Below are 18,794 nucleotides of genomic sequence, written 5' to 3'. Positions count from 1 at the left end.
GGGTGATCAGACCGCGGGCGGGCGGTCCTCGTACGGCGTGGACAGCACGACCGTGGTGCGGGTGGACACGTTCGCCACCTCGCGGATCTGCCTGAGCAGCTCCTCCAGCGCGTGCGGCGACGCCACCCGCACCCGCAGCACGTACGAGGCGTCGCCGGCGACGGAGTAGCACGCCTCGATCTGCGGCAGGTGCTCCAGCCGCTTCGGGTAGTCGTCCGGAGCCGCGGGGTCGATCGGGGTCAGGGAGATGAACGCGGTCAGCGGCAGGCCGACCTCGTCGCCGTCCAGCCGCGCCGCGTAGCCCCGCACCACGCCGCGCTGCTCCAGCCGCCGCACCCGCTGGTGCACGGCGGACACGCTCAGCCCGACCCGTTCGGCGAGGTCGGTGAAGCTGCACCGGCCGTCCGCGGCCAGTTCGCGCAGGATCGCCCGGTCGATCGGCTCCAGGTTCGTCACGTGGGCAACACCACCAGCTCGTGCGGTCGGTTGTTGACGCTCTCCACGCCGTCGGCGGTGGCGATCACGATGTCCTCGATCCGCGCGCCCCACCGCCCGGGCAGGTAGATGCCGGGTTCGACGCTGAACGCCATGCCCGGCTCGAGCGGCAGGTCGTTGCCGCCGACGATGTAGGGGTCCTCGTGCACGTCCAGCCCGATGCCGTGGCCCGTGCGGTGGACGAAGTACTCGCCGAAACCCGCGTCGGCGATGACGTCGCGCGCGGCGGCGTCCACCGCTTCGCAGGTGACTCCGGGCCGCACCGCGTCGACGGCGGCCTGCTGGGCGGCTTGGAGCACGCCGTAGGTCCGCCAGACGTCGGCGTCGCGCGGCTCGCCGAGCACGTAGGTGCGGGTGGAGTCGGAGTTGTAGCCCTCGGCCAGCGGTCCGCCGATGTCGACCACCACCACGTCACCGGCCTCGATCACCCGGTCGGACACGTCGTGGTGCGGTGACGCGCCGTTCGGGCCCGAGGCGACGATGACGAACTCGGCCAGGGCGTGGCCTTCGGCGACGATCGCGGCGGCGATGTCGGCGCCCACCTCGGCCTCCGTGCGGCCGGGGCGCAGCCACTCGGCCATGCGCGCGTGCACCCGGTCGATCGCCGCGCCCGCCTTGCGCAACGCGGCCACCTCGGTGTCGTCCTTGCGCATCCGCAACTCTCGCAACACCGGCCCGGCCAACACCTGGTCGGCGCTGACCGCGTCCCGCAACCGCAGGGTGTGCAGCGCCGGCATCATGTCGGAGACCGCCGTCCGGTTCCCCTTCAACGCCCGCTTGACCAGGGCGTACGGGTCCTCGCCGTCCACCCACGTGGCGACTTCCACGCCGAGCTCGTCGGTGGGGACGTCCGCGTAACCCGGGTGCTCCAACTTGGGCACCACCAACACGGGGACACCACCGACCGGCACCACCAGACAGGTCAACCGCTCGAACGACGTGCCGCCGGCTCCGATGAGGTAGCGCAGGTCCGAGCCGGGCGCGACGAGCAACGCGTCCACGCCCGCGACGGCGGCGGCAGCGGTAGCCCGGTCGAGGCGCGCGCGCAGGGCGTCCACGTCGACGGGCCCAACATGGGTCGACATGCAGGGAAGCCTAGTGGTGCGGAGCCCGTCCTACGCCACAAGCCACTGCACCACGAGCCCTATCCCTCGATCGGGGCAGCACCCCCACCTACCTGCCATTTCCCACCGACCTCCTCCACGACCGGGTGATCATTGAAAACCCGATGAAAAATAACGCCGTTTCCAACCCCCTAAAACGTCGGTTGAAACAATGAGGCCCGCCGCAACCACCCCCATGCCCCAACCCCTCCACCCCGCCCCACCCTTCCGCACACCTACCTCCCCTCCCACACATCAGCCCCTCGCCCTCGCATAAGACCCAAGAGCTGAAGTTGACCCAAGACGGAACCAGACCCGAGGACTGAACTGCACCTGGCGACCGGGTTATCCACAGGGACGGCCCGAGCGGTCTGCGATGTCGGTGGTCTCTGGCAAGCTGTCCCAGGTGAGCAACCCGCTGGTCCTGATGGACGCCGCCAGCCTGTACTTCCGGGCGTTCTACGCGCTGCCCGAGTCGATGACCGCACCGGACGGCACACCGGTGAACGCGGTGCGCGGGTTCGTCGACACGATCGCGAAGGTCATCACCGACCGGAAGGCGAGCCGCCTGGTCGCCTGCCTGGACGCCGACTGGCGCCCGGAGTTCCGCGTCGCCGCGCTCCCGTCCTACAAGGCGCACCGCGTAGCCGAGGGCGCCGCCGACGGCGAGGAAGAGGTGCCCGACACCCTCACCCCGCAGGTGCCGATCATCCTCGACGTGCTGGACGCGGTGGGCATCGCGACCGCCGAGGCCGCCGGCTACGAGGCCGACGACGTCATCGGCACCCTCGCCGCCCGCGAGACCGCCGACCCGGTCGAAGTGATCACCGGCGACCGCGACCTCTTCCAGGTCGTGCGCGACGAGCCGACCCCGGTGCGAGTCCTCTACCTCGGCCGGGGGTGGGCGAAGGCCGAGTTGCTCGGCCCGGTGGAGTTGGCCGCCAAGTACGCGCTGCCGGTGCACGACGCCGGGCGCGCGTACGCCGGGATGGCCGTGCTGCGCGGCGACCCGTCCGACGGCCTGCCCGGCGTGGCCGGCATCGGCGAGAAGACGGCGGCGAAGCTGATCAGCGAGTTCGGTTCGCTGCAAGCCGTCCTCGACGCCGTGCACGACGGCCGCGACCGCAAACTGACCACCCGCGCCCGCACCGCGCTGCTCAACGCCCAGGACTACCTTGCGGTCGCACCGACCGTGGTCAACGTGGCGACCGACGCGAAGATCGTCATGGACCGCCCGGACGTCGTGCCCGCGGCACCCGCCGACCCCGACCGCGTCGCCGAGCTGACCCGGCGTTGGGGACTCGGCAGCTCGTTGCCGAGGCTGCTGTCGGCGTTGGAGCGCCGCTAGCCGCACCAGGCCCAACCGCCCGCCGCCGCCCACCCGCCGCCGCCCGCCAGGCCCGACCGCCCGCCAGTCGCCGGCCGCCGCCGCTGGCCGCCCAGTCGCCGACCACCCGCCGCTGGCCGCCGGTCGCGAGCGCCAGCGGCGAGCTGCCACGGACAGATCGCCGGCTCCGGTCGGCCGGACGCGGCTGCTCGAAGTGGCTGCGGGTTTGCCGGAGGCGGCTGGCGGTGGTGGTAGCCGGGCTGTGCGGCTGGCGGTGGTGGCTGGCGGTGGTGGTGACTGGGCTGCGCGGCTGGCGGTGGTGGGGGCGGGTTGCTGGCGGCGTCGGTGAGGGCGGTGCGGCGGAGGTCGGGAGGCGCTGCGCGAGGGCGGCGGGGTGAGGTTGGAGGAAGGCGGGGTTAGAAGAAGGTGCCGCTCCACGGTGGGGTGGAGACCCGGAACAGGGCGTCGGCGCGGGCGGGGGCGTTGGGGGTGACGACGTCCAGGCGGCGGGTGGCGGCGAGCGTTGTGAACGACACGTCGCCCAGGTAGGTGGAACCGAGCACGTCGACGTCCAGCACCAGCTCGGGCGCGTCGTCGACCCGCGTCACGCCGTCCGCCGCGACGCGGTACGAACCCGCGTTCTCCGGCAGGTAGGCGTCGCGCACGCCGATCACCACCGGCTCGGCCTGGCGGTACGTTCGCGCCGACAGGGCGGCCGGGACGTCGAGCAGGCGCAGCCACGTCTCGTCGGTCTCCGCGGCCACCCGGCACGCGCGCCGGTCGCCCAGCAGCCACTCCACCGGCTCGTCCACCGGCCGACCGGCCGCCGACACCTCCACCACCAGGTCGACGCCGAGCACGAACAGCCACAGGTCGGCCCACGCCTCGGCGTCGCGCGCCCACAGGTCCAGGACCATCAGCGTGGTCGGCCTCTCCTCGCTCGAGTCGTGCCTGCCGGGCTCGACCTTGAACGCCACGTAGCCGTCGTCACCGGCCGCGCCCGAGCGCACCGCGAACTTGATGTTCTCGTCGGCCGCCACGCGCCGGACGTTCAGGCTCCACCACGCGGGCCACCGGGCGATCGTGCCCGCACGCCCCGGCGACAGCTCGTCGAACAGCCCGCGCGCGATCCGCTCCCCCGCCTCACCCTCGACCAGCCGCACCCGACCGACCGGGCGCGTGCGCGGGGCGGCCTGGCGCCGGTCGATGCGCAGGTTCCGGTACCTGGTGGCGACGCCGTAGCCGTACCGGCCGTAGATGGCGGTCTCCGACGCGCGCAGGGTGGCGATCACGTCGCCGCCCGACCGCAGCGCCCGCAGCTGCGCCCGCTGCAACGCGCTCAGCACACCGCGGCGCGTCCAGTCCGCCCGCACCCCGACCCGGCTCACGGCGGCGTGCGGCAAAACGGCCCCGCCCGGCACGGCCAGCCGGGACGGGAACGACTGCACCGTGCCGATCATCTCCCCGTCGCCGAACGCGCCGAACACGCGCCCCTCGTCGTACGACTCTTGCGCGAACTTCCACTGGTCGTCGGGGGCGGGCGCGTGGTGCAGCGTGCCGCGGAACAGGGTGTGCGCGGTCCGGTACTGGGAGTCGTCCAGCACCCGGATGTCGTAATCGGTCACCTCCGCATGGTGCCTCAGAGGTCACTCGCATTGCTAACGAGATTCACCGCGCCAAGCCAACGAGGCGCGAACCAACGAGGCGTCAAGCCAACGAGGCGCGAAAGCCGCGAGGCCACCCCCGCGTCGACAGCGGGAGTGGCCTCGGGGCAACGGAGCGGGAGGTCAGCCGGCGGGCTGGCCGACCTCGTACTCGCCGTCCTCGGTCTTCACGGTGATCTTGACCGTCTTGTCCTTGCCGCCGACCTTCACCTTGCACTCGAAGGTCGTGTTCGGCTTGACCTCCTGCTCGGCCGGGCAGGTCGCGCCCTCCACGTCGGAGATCTTGTAGTCGTCCTTCAGCACGCCGACGACACCGTTCTGCACGGCGGTCTGGTCGAAGACCTTGGTGTTGAAGAACCCTGGCGCGACGAAACCGGTGATGCCGACGGCCGCGACCACCAGCACGACCAGCGCGACCACGACCCACAGCACGGCGCTGGACTTCTTCGGCGGCTGCTGGCCGTACTGCCCCGGCTGCCCGAACTGACCAGGCCCCTGCCCGAACTGGCCGGGCTGGCCGAACTGGCCGGGCTGCCCGTACTGACCCTGCTGCGGCTGCCCGTACGGGTTCGACTGCGGGTTGTTCGGGTCGTACCCGGCGGGGTACTGCTGCGTGTACGGCTGCTGGCCCGGTTGCTGCCCCCACTGCTGCTGTTGCTGCTGCTGCGAGGGGTCCGGCTGCCCGTAGGGATTGGGCTGCTGAGCGGGGAAACCACCCGACGGCGTGCCCGGGTACCCACCACCGTAGGGCTGTTGCTGCTGGCCCCACTGCGGCTGCGGGTCGTTCCCTCCGGACGGTCCGTACGGACTGGTCATGCTCGGCCTCCGACGGTCGGTCTGGACAAGGTCGGTCTGCAAACGATCTGGACAAGCTGTTCAAGGCTTGCGGGCGCGATCAAACCACAGCCACCCGCACGGTACCCACCCGCCCCGCAAAGCTTTGTCAAACGGTGGCCATCGCCACCACCCCGCGGCGCAACGCGTCCACCGCCTTGCGCGCGGCGGCGCCCACCGGATCACCGCCGCCGACGACGTCCCGGATCTGGTCCAGGAAGTCGATCACCTGCCGGCACCACCGCACGAAGTCGCCCGCGCCGAGCTCGGCGCCGTTCTCCTCCGCCGCGGACAGCACCTTCTCCAACGACTCGCCGCGCGCCCACCGGTACACCGCCCACGCGAAACCCGGGTCGGGCTGCCGGGTCCGGTCGAGCCGGTGCCTGCGCTCGTCGTCCTCCAGCTCCGCCCACAGCCGCGCGGTCGCGGTCAGCGCGTCCGCCACCTTGCCCGGTGGCAGCCGGGCTTCCAGCGGACCGTCCCGGCGCGCCTCGTACACCAGCGCCGACACGACGGCGGCGAGTTCGGCCGGGTCGAGGTCGCGCCACACGCCGTGCCGCAGGCATTCGGCGGCCAGCAGGTCGGACTCGCTGTAGAGCCTGGTCAGCCGCTTGCCGTGCTCGGTGACCTCCTCGCCGGGCCCGTTCTCGTCGGCGTGCAGGTAGCCGCGTTCGCGCAGCAGGCCGCGGATCCGGTCGAACTCGCGCGCCAACGAGTGCGTGGTGGCGGCGACCTTGCGCTCGACCTGCTCGGTCTCGGCCAGCAGCCGGTGGTACCGCTCGCCCCAGCGGGCGTGCTCCTCGCGCTTCTCGCAGCCGTGGCAGGGGTGCGCGCGCAAGGCCCGCCGCAACGTGGCCAGTTCCGCGTCGTCGTCCGCCGTCGAACGGCGCTTGCGCATGGCCGGCGCGACGATCCCGGTGGCGCGCAACGACGCCGCCAGGTCGCGCCGCGACTTCGGCGAACGCGTGTCGACCTGCTTCGGCAGCCGCATCTTGCCCAGCACTTCCACGGGCATGGGGAAGTCCGCCGACGACAGCCGGCCGGCCCACCGGTCCTCGGTCACGACGAACGGCCGCGCCTCGCCGAGCGGTTCGAGCCCCGGGTCGATCACGACGGCCAGCCCGGACCGGCGCCCGGACGGCACCGCGATCACGTCACCCTTGCGCAGCCGCTCCAGCGACTGCGCCGCCTCGGCCCGCTTCGCGGAGGTGTTCTGGCGCGCCAACGCCTTCTCCCGCTCGGCGACCCGGCGGCGCAGCGACGCGTACTCGGTGAAGTCTCCGAGGTGGCACGTCATCGCCTCGGCGTAGCCGCCGAGCGCTTCGCGGTTGCGCTCGATCCGCCGGGCCAGCCCGACCACCGACCGGTCGGCCTGGAACTGGGCGAAGGACTGCTCCAGGATCTCCCGGGCCGCCGCGGCGCCGAGCTGGTTCACCAGGTTGACGGCCATGTTGTAGCCGGGGCGGAACGACGAGCGCAGCGGGTACGTGCGGGTGGACGCGAGGCCGCCGACGGCCTTCGGGTCGACGCCGGGCTGCCACACCACCACGGCGTGGCCCTCGACGTCGATGCCGCGCCGCCCCGCGCGGCCGGTGAGCTGCGTGTACTCGCCGGGGGTGAGGTCGACGTGCGCTTCGCCGTTGTACTTGACGAGCTTCTCCAGCACGACGGTGCGCGCGGGCATGTTGATGCCGAGCGCCAGCGTCTCGGTGGCGAACACGACCTTCACCAGGCCGCGGACGAACAGCTCCTCCACGGTCTCCTTGAACGCGGGCAGCAGGCCGGCGTGGTGGCTGGCGATGCCGCGTTCGAGGGCCTCGCGCCACTCCCAGTAGCCCAGCACCATCAGGTCGCCCTGCGGCAGGTCCTTGGTCTTCTCCTCGATGACCTCGCGGATCTGCTCGACCTCGTCGTTGGAGTTGAGCCGCAGCCCGGCCCGCACGCACTGGAGGACGGCCGCGTCGCAGCCCGCCCGGCTGAACACGAAGTCGATGGCGGGCAGCAGGCCCGCGCCGTCGAGCCGCTGCACGATGTCGACCCGGGACGGCGGCTTGAACCCGGAGCCGCGCGGCGGACGGCCCCGCTGGTCCTTGTTGTTGCGGTTGCGGCTCCACGGCACGTGGAAGCGGGCCAGGTCGTCGGTGTGCCGCAGCAGCTGGGGGTTGATGCGGGTGTGCCCGTCGGGGCCCTCGCCGGCGAACAGGTCCATCATCCGGCCGCCCGCCATCATGTGCTGCCACAGCGGCACGGGCCGGTGCTCGTCGACGACGACGGTGGTGTCGCCGCGGACCTCGACGAGCCACTCGCCGAACTCCTCGGCGTTGCTGACGGTGGCGGACAGGCCGACGAGCCGCACGGACTCGGGCAGGTGCAGGATCACTTCCTCCCACACGGGGCCGCGGAACCGGTCGGCCAGGTAGTGGATCTCGTCCATGACCACGTAGGCGAGGGTCTTGAGGGTGGAGGAGCCCGCGTACAGCATGTTGCGCAGGACCTCGGTGGTCATCACGACGATCGGCGCGTCGCCGTTGACCGACGTGTCACCGGTGAGCAGGCCGACCTTCGCGGCGCCGTAGCGGGCGACCAGGTCGGCGTACTTCTGGTTGGACAGGGCCTTGATCGGCGTCGTGTAGAAGCACTTGCGGCCCTCGGTCAGGGCCAGGTGCACGGCGAACTCGCCGACGACCGTCTTGCCGGCGCCGGTGGGGGCGCAGACCAGCACGCCGTGCCCGTCTTCCAGCGCCTCGCAGGCGCGTTCCTGGAACGGGTCGAGTTCGAACGAGATGACCCCCAGGAAGTCGGCCAGCTTGGGCCGGGAGGAGCGGCGGCGGAAGTCCGCGTACGAGTCGGCTGGAGACCGCGGAGTGCTTGACACCTGTCCAGGCTGTCATACGGGACCGACAAAATCGCTTCAGATCCGCAGTGGAACCCGGAACAGCGCCGCGACCGGGTCCGGGACGCTTCTTTTAATCAACACTGAAGTTATAAAGACCATGAATATGGACCATGGGGCAGACTCGGTAGCCGTGGAAGCGATCCCGTTGGCGGAGGGCGACCTCCGGTGGGTGTTCCCCGACCTGGTCGAGGTCGACCCGGTGCTCGCCGTGCTGAGGCTGGCCGAGGCGCGGATCGAGCGGTTGGCCGGCCACCTCGGCAGACCGGGCGCCGGGCTGGTGTTCGACCACCTGCCCGGCGCGCCCTACGCGGGGCTGTCGGCGCTCGCCGAGTTCGAGGAGGTGGCCTTCCTCGTGCACGTCTCGCTGCCGCGCGACCCGCACCGCAACGTGCTGCGACCGCCTCCGCCGTGGCAGGTGGAGGGTGAGATCTCGGTCCGCTGCGACGCGATCCGGGACTGCGGCAGGCACGAGATCGAGACCGTCGAGTCGGCGCACGGCACGCCGTTGGACGCGGCGGACGGGGTGCTGACCATCGCCGGCTGGCTGTTCGACCGGGGCACGACGGAGCCGCACGGCTCGTGGCGCAAGCGCGACGTGATCAGCCGGCACCGGTGACGGCGACGAGGGCGCCCGGGACGCACGTGGTGGTCAGCGGCACGCCGCCGAGCCGCTCGCCGTCGGCGTAGGCGACCCAGGTCGGCCCGGACAGCCGTGCGGAACGGGCCCGGAGCGTGCGCACGGCGGGGTGGTCCACGTGCCGGCCGGTGCGGAGGGTGGGCAGCATCCGCAGCAGGGTGCGGCGCGGCGTGGCGCGCACCACGGTCAGGTCGAACAGGCCGTCGCTCGTGGAGGCGTCCGGGCAGACCGGGATGCCGCCGCCGTAGCTGGTCGTGTTGCCGACCGCGACCAGCAGCGCGTCCAGTTCCAGCACGTCGTCCTCGGTCTCGACGACCAGCCGCTGCGGCCGCAGCGCCGCCAGCTCGGCCAGGATCGCCAGGTCGTAGCGGCGTGGTCCGGCGGGCCGGCGCATCGCGTTCGCGCGCTCGTTGACCGCGGAGTCGAAGCCCGCGCACAGCACGGTGGCGAACCAGGGGCCGTGCTCCACCCGTCCGAGGTCGAACCTGGTGCGGTGGCCCTCGCGCAACGCGGTCACCACGTCGTCCACGGAGGTCGTGCCGAGGGCCGCGGCCAGGTCGTTGCCGGTGCCGGCGGGCACCACGGCCAGCGCCGTCGCTGACTGCGCGCACGCCTGGACGGCCAGGTGCGCGCCGCCGTCGCCGCCGAGGACGACGAGCACGTCGACGCCGTCGGCCACCGCCCGGCGCGCGGCCTCGGCCGTGCCCTCGGCGCTGGACGCCACGTGGAGGTCGAGCCGGTCGACCACGCCGCGCAGCCGTTCCGCGACGGTGCCGGCCATGCGCGCGGCCCTGCCCCTGCCCGAGGTGGGGCACACCAGCAGGGCAGCCCGCGTTGACGTCGACATGGTCCGGCAGCCTACAAAGCCTTCACCGGATCGAGTGATCAGGTCACGTCGTCGTAGCGAACCTTGCCGGGCGGCGCCGGCGTCGGGTCGGGAGTGGGCACCGGTTCGGGTGACGGTTCCTCGACCGCCGACGGCGTGTAGTCGAACGGCGCGGCCTCGTCGTCCGCGAGGTCGTCCAGCCCCTCGGCCTTGCGCCTGCGCTCGACGCGCCGGTCGTGCACCCTGGCGATCTGGATCGCCAGCTCGAACAGCAGCACGAGCGCCACGGCCAGCGCGACCATGGAGATCGGGTCGGTGCCCGGGGTGGCGATCGCGGCGAAGATGAACAGGCCGAAGATGATGCCGCGCCGCCACTTGCGCAGCTTCTCGTAGCTGACCACGCCGACCTGGTTGAGCATCACCACGATCAGCGGCAGCTCGAAGCTCACGCCGAAGATCAGCAGCAGCGTCATGACGAAGCTGACGTACTCGCCGGCGGTGAGGGCGGTGATGAACTGCTCGTCACCGAAGCCGATCAGCACGGCCAGGCCCTGCGGCACGATGTAGAACGCCAGCGTGGCGCCCGCGACGAACAGCACCGACGCGCACGCCACGAAGACGATGGCGAAGCGCCGCTCCTTGGCGTACAGGCCCGGCGAGATGAACCGCCACACCTGGTAGAGCCACAGGGGCGCGGTCAGCGCCATGCCCGCGCCGGCACCGACCTTCAACCGGATCATGAAGGCCTCGAACGGCTTGGTCTGCAGCAGCTGGCAGCCCTTGCCCTCCTGGGTGAGGCGCAGGGTCTCCGGGATGCCGCAGTACGGGTCGATGACGATCGAGGCGAGGCTGGGCAGGCCGAAGGGGTACCAGCTCCACCAGATGAAACCGAAGATCGCACCGCCCGCGATGAACAGCAGCGCCAGACCCAGGCGGTGCCGGAGGTCGTAGAGGTGGTGCTTCAACGACATCGTGCCGTCCGGGTTGGCCCGACGACTCGTGATCTTGCGGCGCTCCCGGCGCTCGGCCCACCACCGGACCGGACTTGCCCCCACCGTGCGGACCGTCCTTAGGCTCTCGTCGACGCGGTTCTAGTTGGTGTTCTGCTTGTTCTGCAGGTTCTGCGCGGACTGCTCGATCGGCTGGGCCACCTGCGGCTGCGCCACGGGCTGGGCGACCTGCTGGGGCTGCGCGACCGGCTGCTGGGCCACCTGCGGCTGGGCGGGCGGCAGCTGCTGCGGCGCGGGCGCCTGCTGCGCCGTCGTCGTGCCCTGCTGCTGCGGGTCGTCCTCGCTGCGCAGGCCCTTCGTCTCGGCCTTGAGGATCTTCGCCGAACGACCGATCGAGCGCGCCATGTCGGGCAGCTTCTTCGCGCCGAAGAGCAGGATGATCACCACGGCGATGATGATCAGCTCGGTTGGTCCGAGGTTAGGCACGGTTGTCCTCCTGTCTCCCCCGGTCCACCGATGGTACGCGGGGCTTGCCCTCGCGGGCGTGATCCGGACGCCGTTCGGCGATGGCCACCCCGAGCGCGGCAGAGCGCGCCCGCAGCAGACCGACGCCGTCGCCGACCCTGTCACCCACCAGAGTGCTTGCGGCGCGGAAGCGACGCAAGGATCGGATGACTCGGACCGCGATCGGGACGAGCACCACCACCCCGAAGACGATCAGCACCAGGCTCGGCAAGTACGGCACGGCACCACCGTACTTGCCCTAGGTTGCCGGGAGGTGATCCGCCCGGCGCAACGCCGCCTCGGCCTGTCGGGCGACCTCGGCCACCAGGTCGGGCGGCTGCTCCACGTGCGCTTCGCCGCCCAACCCGAGCAGCAGCCGCACCATCCAGGCCGTGTCGGCGTACCGCATGAGCACCCTGGCGCGGCCTTCGGGCAACTCGACCAGGCCGTCGGTCGGGTAGTACTCGGCCACCCAGCGGGCGTCCGGTTCGAGCACCAGCACGGCCGTGCGCTGCGACGGGTCCGGCTGGAACAACCCCTCCGACGTGTCGGTGGGCGTCGCGTGGGGCGGCGGGGCGGCGGGCTCGGCCAGCACGTCGACGGCGTCGATCCGGTCGAGGCGGAACAGCCGCACGCCGTCCGCCGCGCGGCACCAGGCCTCCAGGTAGCCGCGGCCCTCCACCAGCAGCATCCGCATCGGGTCCACGACCCGGGCGGTGATCTCGTCGCGCGAGGGCGTGTAGTAGCGCAGGTGCAGGGCACGGCCGCGGCGCACGCCGTCGGACACCGCGTCGCGCACGCGTGCCGTCTCCGGCGCTTCCCGCAGGGCCAGTCCCACGGCCACGCCGGCGGGCTGCGCCTGGCCGACGGCGGCCTCGATCTTGGCCACCGCCCGCTGCACCGCGTCCTGGTCGGCCACTCCGGGCGTCTCGACCAGCGCGCGCAGCGCCACGAGCAGCGACGTCGCCTCGGCCGCGGTCAGCCGCAGCGGGCGGCTCATGCCCGCGTCGAACGTGACGGTGACCGTCTCGCCCTCGAACGACAGGTCGATCAGGTCGCCCGGGCCGTAGCCGGGCAGGCCGCACATCCACAGCAGTTCGAGGTCCTTGCGGATCTGCTTGGGCGTGACCTCGAAGTCGGCGGCGACCTCGTCGATCGGGATGCCGGGCCGGGCCAGCAGGTAGGGCACGAGGGCGAGCAGCCGGGGCAGCCGGTCGGTGGCGGCGTTCACGCGCGCACCCCCGCCCCGCGCAGCGCGCCGAGCAGCTTCTCCCGCACGGTCTTGGCCAGCACTTCCGGTTCGAGCACCACCACGTCCGGGCCGAAGCCCGCGATCCACCCGGCGGCCGAGTCGGGGAACCTCAGCTCGATCTCCAGCACGTCGCCGGGCTCGCCGTCGAAGTCCCGCGCGCCGACGACCTTCGCCCGCCTGCGCACGCCCTGCGCCCGGCCCCGCGCGACCCACAGCTTGGCGGTGGCGGGCTGCTGGTCGGCGGCGGGCTGGTTGCGGACCACGAACGACAGCAGGTCGAACTGCTCGGGCGGCGCCACGGCGCCCGCCTTGCCGACCGCGCGGACGTCGCCGACGATGCGGGAGAGCCGGAAGCAGCGCGGCGCGTCGCGGTCGCGGTCGTGCCCGACGAGGTACCAGCGGCCGCGCCAGGCGACCACGCCCCACGGCTCGACGGTGCGGGTGCGCACCTCGACCGACACGGGGCGGCGGTAGTCGAACTCGACCACGCGCGCCTGCTGGACGGCGGCGAGCAGCGGCGGGAACGCGGGTTCGCTGGTGCGGACCTTCGGCTCGACCGGCACGTGCACGTCCTGGTCGACGTCGACGCCCGCGGCGCGGAGCTTGATGAGCGCGCCGTGCGCGGCGCCGGTGAACTGCGGCGAGTCCCAGAGCCGGGCGGCCAGCGCCACGGCGGCGGCCTCGTCGGGTTCGAGGTCGATGTCGCCGAGCTCGTAGTCCCGGCGGGCGATGCGGTACCCGTCGATCGCGTCGAAGCCGGTGCTGCGGCCGGTCTCCAGCGGCACGCCGAGGTCGCGCAGCTCGGTCTTGTCGCGTTCGAACATGCGGAAGAACGCCTCGTCCGTCGCGGCGTCGGCATAGCCGGGGACGATGGCGCGGATGCGCTCGGCGGTCAGGTACTGCCGGGTCGACAGCAGGCACAGCACCAGGTTGACGAGCCGTTCGGCACGTGCGATGGCCACACCGGAACCCTAACCCCGGACGAACGCCCGGTGACGCCATCCCCGCCCTGAACGCGGATGAATGGTCCGTTCAGCCGATTGCCGGGCCGGACGCCGCGGCCCGGCGGGGCGCCTCCCGGGCTCCGTTCCGCCCGGGAAGCGCCCCGTCCGCGCAGGTCACGGCCGCGGGCCGGTCAGCCGCCGGTCAGCCGCCGATCGCCGCGAGGCCCGCGCGGGCGAAGCGCTCGTCGAGGTCGCCGCTGGGGGCGCCGCCGACACCGATGCCCGCGACGGGCGCGCCGTCGGACACCACCGGCACCCCGCCGGCCAGGAACAGCGTGCCGGGGATGTCGCGCAACGTCGCGCCGTCGCCGGTCACCCGGCCCGCGAGCGCCGACGTCGGCGCGTTGAACGACACCGACGTGAACGCCTTCCGGCGGGCCGACTCCTCGCTCTGCGGCCCGGCGCCGTCGCCGTGCAGGAGCACGACCAGGTCGCCGCCCCGGTCGACGACGGCGACCGTGACCCGCTGGCCCTCCTTCTCCGCAGCGTCCAACGCCGCCTGCGCCGCCTGGACGGCCGCGTCGACCGTGATGGTCGTCGTGGTCCGCACCGCGACGCCGCTGCGCCCGTGCTGCTGGTCGGCCACCGCGTACCCGCCGGCTCCCGCCACGGACAACGCCACCAGCACCGCGATCGTGGTCCTGCGCATCGCCACACCCTCCTCGTCCGGTTTCGTGCCGGTTCCGAGCCTGGCCGCGCCCGACCGCCCCGACCTGGTGGTTCCGGTCGACACCCGTTCAACCCATCGGTTGACCCCGCGGGCCGGAACCTGGCCTAGGGTCGGCCCCGTGTGGCTGCACCGGGCGATGCACGCGGGCTTCTACGTGCTGCTGACGGCGTCGGCGGCGCGGTACCTCGCGTACCACGGCGTCGCGCCCGTCGTGCTGCTCACCGCCGCCGTGCTGGGCGCGGCCTACCCGTTCGGGGTGCGGTGGACCGGCGCGCTGCCCGCCGTGCTCGCGCTGTGGTTGGCGCTGGTGTGGTTGGCGCCGAGCTTCGGCTGGTGCGCGATCCCCCTGTTCTTCCAGTGCCTGCGGCAGCTGCGGCCGCGGGTGGCCGTGCCGCTGGCCGGCGTGCTCACCGCCGCGGTGGTGCTCGCGCAGGTGCGGCTGGCCGAGACGGTCGAGCCGAGCCTGGTGCTCGGCCCGGTCGGCGTCGCGGTGATCACCGCGGCCGTGTTCTTCGACCGCCGCCGGCTGCTGCACCAGGCCGGTGCGCTGCGGGAACGGCAGCGGCTGGCCCGGGAGATCCACGACACGCTGGCGCAGGGCCTGTCCAGCATCACGCTGCTCCTCGAGCTCGGCGACACCGACCGCGCCCGCGAGGTGGCCAAGGAGAACCTCGCCGAGGCGCGCCGGTTCGTCCGCGACCTCTCGCCGTTGAGCGACCGCACGCTGACCGACGCGCTGCGCGCCCTGTGCGACCGGGTCGAGGTGGAGGGCGAGCCGTACCCGCTGCCGGTGCCGGTGGAGGTGGCGTTGCTGCGGGTCGCGCAGGGCGCGCTGGCGAACGTCCGGGAGCACGCCGACGCCACCACCGCCGTCCTGACGCTAACGTACCTGGGCGACGCGGTGACGCTCGACGTGCGCGACGATGGCCGCGGGTTCGACCCGGCCGCGGTCCGCCCGGAACCGGGCCGGGGCTACGGGCTGGACGCGATCCGCGACCGGGTCGCCGAGCTCGGCGGCACGATGACGGTGGAGAGCGCGCCGGGCGAGGGCACGGCGCTGGCCGTGAGCGTGCCGACGCCGTGACCGGCCTGTTGCGGGTGCTGGTGGTGGACGACCACCCGGTGGTCCGGTTCGGCCTGGCCGGGCTGCTGGCCCGCGACTTCGAGGTGGTCGCCGAGGCCGCCACGGGCGAGGACGCGGTCCGCCTCGCCGCGACCAGGGGCGTTGACGTGGTGCTGATGGACCTGCGGCTCGGCGCGGGCATCGACGGCGTGGAGGCCACCCGGCGGCTGCGCGCCCTGCCCGACCCGCCGCAGGTCGTGGTGCTGACCACGTACGACTCGGACGCGGACGTGGTGCGCGCGGTCGAGGCGGGCGCGACCGGCTACCTGCTCAAGGACTGCCCGCCCGACGAGCTGGCCGCCGCGGTCCGCCAGGCCTCCGCGGGCCGCACCGTGCTGTCCCCCGACATCGCCCGCCGCCTGCTGCGGCCGGCGACCACCCCCGCCGTGACCAAGCGCGAGGTGCAGATCCTCGACCACCTCGCCCGCGGCCTGTCGAACCGCGAGATCGCCAAGGCGCTGTTCATCAGCGAGGCGACGGTGAAGACGCACCTGGTGCGGATCTTCGACAAGCTGGGCGTGGACACCCGGACGGCGGCCGTGCGGACCGCCGTCGAGCTGAAGCTGATCCGCCTCAGCTCTCCGTGAGCATGCCCTCGGGCAGGCCGGGCACCTCCGGCCGCAGCCAGATCGGCCGCCAGTCGGGCAGCTCGTGGAACCGGCGCAGCTCCGCCACGCCCGACAGCCAGCCCGCCCACGCGCCGTACGGCGGCAGGTCGGTGTCGAACCCGCTCTGCACGAACGTCAGCCGGGTGCCGCCGTCGGACTCGGCCAGCTCCCAGGTCGACACCATGCCGCCCCAGTCGATGCCCATCCGCCTGCCGGGCTCGAAGTCGACCACCTTCGCGGGCTGCGGGTTCTGGTCGAACCCGCCCATGGCGACCCGGCCGCCCTCCCACGCCTCGATGTCGATCTTCGCGCCGAACCACCGGGTGTACTGCCCAGCGTCGACCAGCGAGTGGGCCACCGCGTCGACCGGCGCGCCGATGAGCACCTCGCCGCGCATCTCGGTGGTGGCGAAGTCCACCTTCGGCGTCAGCGGGCGGCCTTCGACGTGGTCGACCAGGTTGGCCAGCGACAGGCACCAGTAGGTGTACAGGTAGCCGAGCACGCTGGTCTCCACGACGGCCACGTCCCAGCCCGGGAAGTGGCTCTGCGACAGCGTGACCACGGTGTCGCCGCCCTCCTCGGCCCACCCGATCTCGACGGTGGTGTCCTCGCCGCCGACCCTCCAGTCGAAGCGCAGCGAGTCCTCGCCCACGTGCCGCAGCGTCTGGTGCGGCGCGTCGCCCTCGGGGGTGGTGCGGCCCCAGAACTCGAACCGGTCGGGCAGCTCCACGGCCGCGTGCTCGGCCAGCCACGTGCCCAGCTCCCCGGCGTCGGTCACGGCCCGTCGCACCCGGTCGACGGGCGCGGTGGTGCGGGCGCGAAGGACCACGGTCTCACTCATCGGTCTCCTCCTCCTTCGGGTAGCACGCCACGGCCAGCCGGAAGGCGTCGCCCTCCGCGCCGCCGTAGCGGGCGAACAGGTCCTGCAAGGTCGTCTTCAGGTCGTCGAAGAACTGCTGCCGCTGCTCGGGCCGCACCCGGATCTCGCCCGAGACGCCGAGCGACGGCAGCTCGGGCCGGGTCCGGTCGAGGCCCGCGATGTCCGCCTGGACCCGTTCCACGAGGTCCAGCAGGTACCCCAGGCTCAGCTCGTCCTGCGCCCGGCGCAGCCCGAGCCGGCCGACCAGGCCCGGCGACAGCCAGTACGAGCGCGCGCTCGCCTGGTACACGCCTTCGTTGATGCCGCGCACGCGCCGCTCGTTCACCTGCGTCACGAGACCGGCTTCGACCAGGCGTTTCACGTGGTAGTAGACCCGCTGCGGGGTCTGGTCGAGCGCGGCGGCCACCTCGGTGCACGACCGCGGCTCGGCCAGTTGCCGCAGCACCTCGATGCGCTGCGGCTTGAGCAGTGCCTCGGCCTGCTCGATCTGCTCCAGGTACAGGACGTCTCTCATCGCAAAAATCATGTTGTACGTAAAAATCTGTTTTGTCAATAGGGCCGAGAGAGACCCCGGGCCACGCGGCCCGGGGTCGTCCCGTCGTGCCCCGCCCGGCTAGAGCGAGGAGATCAGCCGTTCCACGCGCTCGTCCACGGCGCGGAACGGGTCCTTGCACAGCACGGTGCGCTGCGCCTGGTCGTTGAGCTTCAGGTGCACCCAGTCGACGGTGAAGTCGCGGCCCGCGGCCTGCGCGGCGGCGATGAAGTCACCGCGCAGCTTGGCCCGCGTGGTCTGCGGCGGGGTGTCCTTGGCGGCCTCGATCTCGCCGTCGTCGGTCACCCGCTCCACCTGGTCCTTGCGCTGGAGCAGGTCGAAGATGCCCCGGCCGCGCCGGATGTCGTGGTAGGCGAGGTCGAGCTGGGCGATGCGCGGGTTGGACAGGTCCATGTCGTGCTTGGCCTGGTAGCGCTCCATCAGCCGGTACTTGATGGCCCAGTCGATCTCGCGGTCGATCTTGGACAGGTCCTCCGACGCGACCGCGTCCAACGTGCGGCCCCACAGCTCCAGCACCCGTTCGGCCATGGGGTCCGGCGCGCGCTTGGCCACGTGCTCCACCGCGCGCTCGTAGTACTCGCGCTGGATGTCCAGCGCCGAGGCCTCCTTGCCGCCCGCCAGCCGCACGGTGCGCCTGCCGGTCAGGTCGTGGCTGATCTCGCGGATCGCGCGGATCGGGTTGTCCAGGCTGAAGTCGCGGAACTGGACGCCCTGCTCGATCATCTCGAGCACCAGGTTCGCGCTGCCCACCTTGAGCAGCGTGGTCACCTCGGACATGTTCGAGTCGCCGACGATGACGTGGAGCCTGCGGTAGCGCTCGGCGTCGGCGTGCGGCTCGTCGCGGGTGTTGATGATCGGGCGGGACCGGGTGGTGGCGCTGGACACGCCCTCCCAGATGTGCTCGGCCCGCTGCGAGAGGCAGTAGACCGCTCCGCGCGGCGTCTGGAGCACCTTGCCCGCGCCGCAGATGAGCTGCCTCGTCACCAGGAACGGCAGCAGGACGTCGGCGATGCGGGAGAACTCCCCCGCCCGCGCGACCAGGTAGTTCTCGTGGCAACCGTAGGAGTTGCCCGCGGAGTCGGTGTTGTTCTTGAACAGGAAGATGTCTCCCCCGATGCCCTCGTCGGCGAGCCTGCGCTCGGCGTCGACGAGCAGGTCCTCGAGGATGCGCTCACCAGCCTTGTCATGCGTGACGAGCTGGGCGAGGTCGTCGCATTCCGCCGTCGCGTACTCGGGGTGCGAGCCCACGTCCAGGTAGAGCCGAGAGCCGTTGCGCAGGAAGACGTTCGACGAGCGTCCCCACGAGACGACCCGGCGGAACAGATAACGCGCGACCTCATCCGGGGACAGCCTGCGCTGCCCGTGGAAGGTGCAGGTCACCCCGAACTCAGTCTCAATGCCGAAGATCCGCCGCTGCATCCCTCAACAGTAGGCGCATTCGGAGCTTTCCTCAGTGATCCAATCGGGC

General features: G+C 72.4%; 19 protein-coding genes. 4 read left to right on the top strand and 15 right to left on the bottom strand.

The genetic code is table 11. From position 1 onward, the window contains the following. Positions 1-6: 6 nt before the first annotated feature. Both ACZ7GX_RS12655 and ACZ7GX_RS12650 read right to left on the bottom strand, forming a co-directional pair. Positions 7-456 (bottom strand): Lrp/AsnC family transcriptional regulator, encoded by a 450-nt coding sequence (locus ACZ7GX_RS12655; protein ID WP_197289421.1) that lies wholly within the window; start codon positions 454-456, stop codon positions 7-9. Further along, complete coding sequence (locus tag ACZ7GX_RS12650) at positions 453-1,580, bottom strand: M24 family metallopeptidase (protein WP_498775897.1); 1,128 nt, start codon at positions 1,578-1,580, stop codon at positions 453-455. Before ACZ7GX_RS12650 ends, ACZ7GX_RS12655 begins: the two co-directional genes overlap by 4 nt. Before the next feature lie 424 nt (positions 1,581-2,004). On the opposite strand from ACZ7GX_RS12650, the gene ACZ7GX_RS12645 reads away from it, so the two are divergent. Then, positions 2,005-2,946 carry a 5'-3' exonuclease gene (locus tag ACZ7GX_RS12645; RefSeq protein ID WP_498776137.1) on the top strand — a complete coding sequence of 314 codons (942 nt, stop codon included), beginning with the start codon at positions 2,005-2,007 and terminating at the stop codon, positions 2,944-2,946. 395 nt (positions 2,947-3,341) lie between these two features. On the opposite strand, the gene ACZ7GX_RS12640 is transcribed toward ACZ7GX_RS12645, so the two are convergent. From ACZ7GX_RS12640 to ACZ7GX_RS12630, 3 genes are all read right to left on the bottom strand, one after another. Beyond that, positions 3,342-4,550, bottom strand: coding sequence for a GNAT family N-acetyltransferase (locus ACZ7GX_RS12640; RefSeq protein ID WP_498775894.1), 1,209 nt, complete (start codon positions 4,548-4,550; stop codon positions 3,342-3,344). A gap of 162 nt (positions 4,551-4,712) precedes the next feature. Beyond that, on the bottom strand, positions 4,713-5,405 hold the full coding sequence (locus tag ACZ7GX_RS12635; protein ID WP_498775892.1) for a DUF4333 domain-containing protein: 693 nt from the start codon (positions 5,403-5,405) through the stop codon (positions 4,713-4,715). Between the two features lie 127 nt (positions 5,406-5,532). Further along, positions 5,533-8,298 carry a DEAD/DEAH box helicase gene (locus ACZ7GX_RS12630; protein WP_498775890.1) on the bottom strand — a complete coding sequence of 922 codons (2,766 nt, stop codon included), beginning with the start codon at positions 8,296-8,298 and terminating at the stop codon, positions 5,533-5,535. Between the two features lie 151 nt (positions 8,299-8,449). Between ACZ7GX_RS12630 and ACZ7GX_RS12625 the strand changes: the two genes are divergently transcribed. Continuing rightward, positions 8,450-8,935 (top strand): hypothetical protein, encoded by a 486-nt coding sequence (locus ACZ7GX_RS12625; protein ID WP_498775888.1) that lies wholly within the window; start codon positions 8,450-8,452, stop codon positions 8,933-8,935. On the opposite strand, the gene ACZ7GX_RS12620 is transcribed toward ACZ7GX_RS12625, so the two are convergent. From ACZ7GX_RS12620 to ACZ7GX_RS12590, 7 genes are all read right to left on the bottom strand, one after another. Next, positions 8,919-9,803 (bottom strand): diacylglycerol/lipid kinase family protein, encoded by an 885-nt coding sequence (locus tag ACZ7GX_RS12620; protein WP_498775886.1) that lies wholly within the window; start codon positions 9,801-9,803, stop codon positions 8,919-8,921. The two genes, ACZ7GX_RS12625 and ACZ7GX_RS12620, sit on opposite strands and share 17 nt — an antisense overlap. Before the next feature lie 38 nt (positions 9,804-9,841). Beyond that, on the bottom strand, positions 9,842-10,753 hold the full coding sequence (gene tatC, locus ACZ7GX_RS12615) for a twin-arginine translocase subunit TatC (RefSeq protein WP_498776135.1): 912 nt from the start codon (positions 10,751-10,753) through the stop codon (positions 9,842-9,844). A 120-nt stretch (positions 10,754-10,873) separates the two neighbouring features. Further along, positions 10,874-11,218, bottom strand: a complete 345-nt coding sequence (gene tatA, locus ACZ7GX_RS12610) for a Sec-independent protein translocase subunit TatA (RefSeq protein ID WP_498775884.1) — start codon at positions 11,216-11,218, stop codon at positions 10,874-10,876. Beyond that, the gene (locus ACZ7GX_RS12605; protein ID WP_498775882.1) at positions 11,211-11,477 is read right to left on the bottom strand and encodes a bacteriophage holin; all 267 of its coding nucleotides are present in this window, start codon (positions 11,475-11,477) and stop codon (positions 11,211-11,213) included. Before ACZ7GX_RS12605 ends, tatA begins: the two co-directional genes overlap by 8 nt. A gap of 18 nt (positions 11,478-11,495) precedes the next feature. Next, positions 11,496-12,467: a helix-turn-helix transcriptional regulator gene (locus tag ACZ7GX_RS12600; RefSeq protein WP_498775880.1), complete on the bottom strand. Its 972-nt coding sequence runs from the start codon at positions 12,465-12,467 to the stop codon at positions 11,496-11,498. Then, a complete protein-coding gene (locus ACZ7GX_RS12595; RefSeq protein ID WP_498775878.1) occupies positions 12,464-13,450 on the bottom strand; it encodes a helix-turn-helix transcriptional regulator in 987 nt (328 codons plus the stop codon). The genes ACZ7GX_RS12600 and ACZ7GX_RS12595 overlap by 4 nt, the downstream gene beginning before the upstream one ends. A 184-nt stretch (positions 13,451-13,634) precedes the next feature. Continuing rightward, positions 13,635-14,141, bottom strand: coding sequence for a GlcG/HbpS family heme-binding protein (locus tag ACZ7GX_RS12590; protein ID WP_498775876.1), 507 nt, complete (start codon positions 14,139-14,141; stop codon positions 13,635-13,637). A gap of 139 nt (positions 14,142-14,280) precedes the next feature. On the opposite strand from ACZ7GX_RS12590, the gene ACZ7GX_RS12585 reads away from it, so the two are divergent. Both ACZ7GX_RS12585 and ACZ7GX_RS12580 read left to right on the top strand, forming a co-directional pair. Beyond that, positions 14,281-15,246, top strand: coding sequence for a sensor histidine kinase (locus ACZ7GX_RS12585; RefSeq protein WP_498775874.1), 966 nt, complete (start codon positions 14,281-14,283; stop codon positions 15,244-15,246). 5 nt (positions 15,247-15,251) lie between these two features. Beyond that, on the top strand, positions 15,252-15,872 hold the full coding sequence (locus tag ACZ7GX_RS12580; protein WP_498776133.1) for a response regulator: 621 nt from the start codon (positions 15,252-15,254) through the stop codon (positions 15,870-15,872). On the opposite strand, the gene ACZ7GX_RS12575 is transcribed toward ACZ7GX_RS12580, so the two are convergent. From ACZ7GX_RS12575 to pafA, 3 genes are all read right to left on the bottom strand, one after another. Next, complete coding sequence (locus tag ACZ7GX_RS12575; RefSeq protein WP_498775872.1) at positions 15,859-16,734, bottom strand: SRPBCC family protein; 876 nt, start codon at positions 16,732-16,734, stop codon at positions 15,859-15,861. The genes ACZ7GX_RS12580 and ACZ7GX_RS12575 overlap by 14 nt on opposite strands. Beyond that, positions 16,727-17,287, bottom strand: a complete 561-nt coding sequence (locus tag ACZ7GX_RS12570) for an ArsR/SmtB family transcription factor (protein WP_498775870.1) — start codon at positions 17,285-17,287, stop codon at positions 16,727-16,729. The genes ACZ7GX_RS12575 and ACZ7GX_RS12570 overlap by 8 nt, the downstream gene beginning before the upstream one ends. A 99-nt stretch (positions 17,288-17,386) precedes the next feature. Continuing rightward, on the bottom strand, positions 17,387-18,745 hold the full coding sequence (pafA, locus tag ACZ7GX_RS12565; RefSeq protein ID WP_053716655.1) for a Pup--protein ligase: 1,359 nt from the start codon (positions 18,743-18,745) through the stop codon (positions 17,387-17,389). Positions 18,746-18,794 lie beyond the last annotated feature (49 nt).

The sequence above is a fragment of the Actinosynnema sp. NPDC037264 genome (assembly GCF_055603705.1).
The sequence above is the reverse complement of the archived record's forward strand: the minus strand, read 5'-3'. Positions and strand labels throughout refer to the sequence as shown.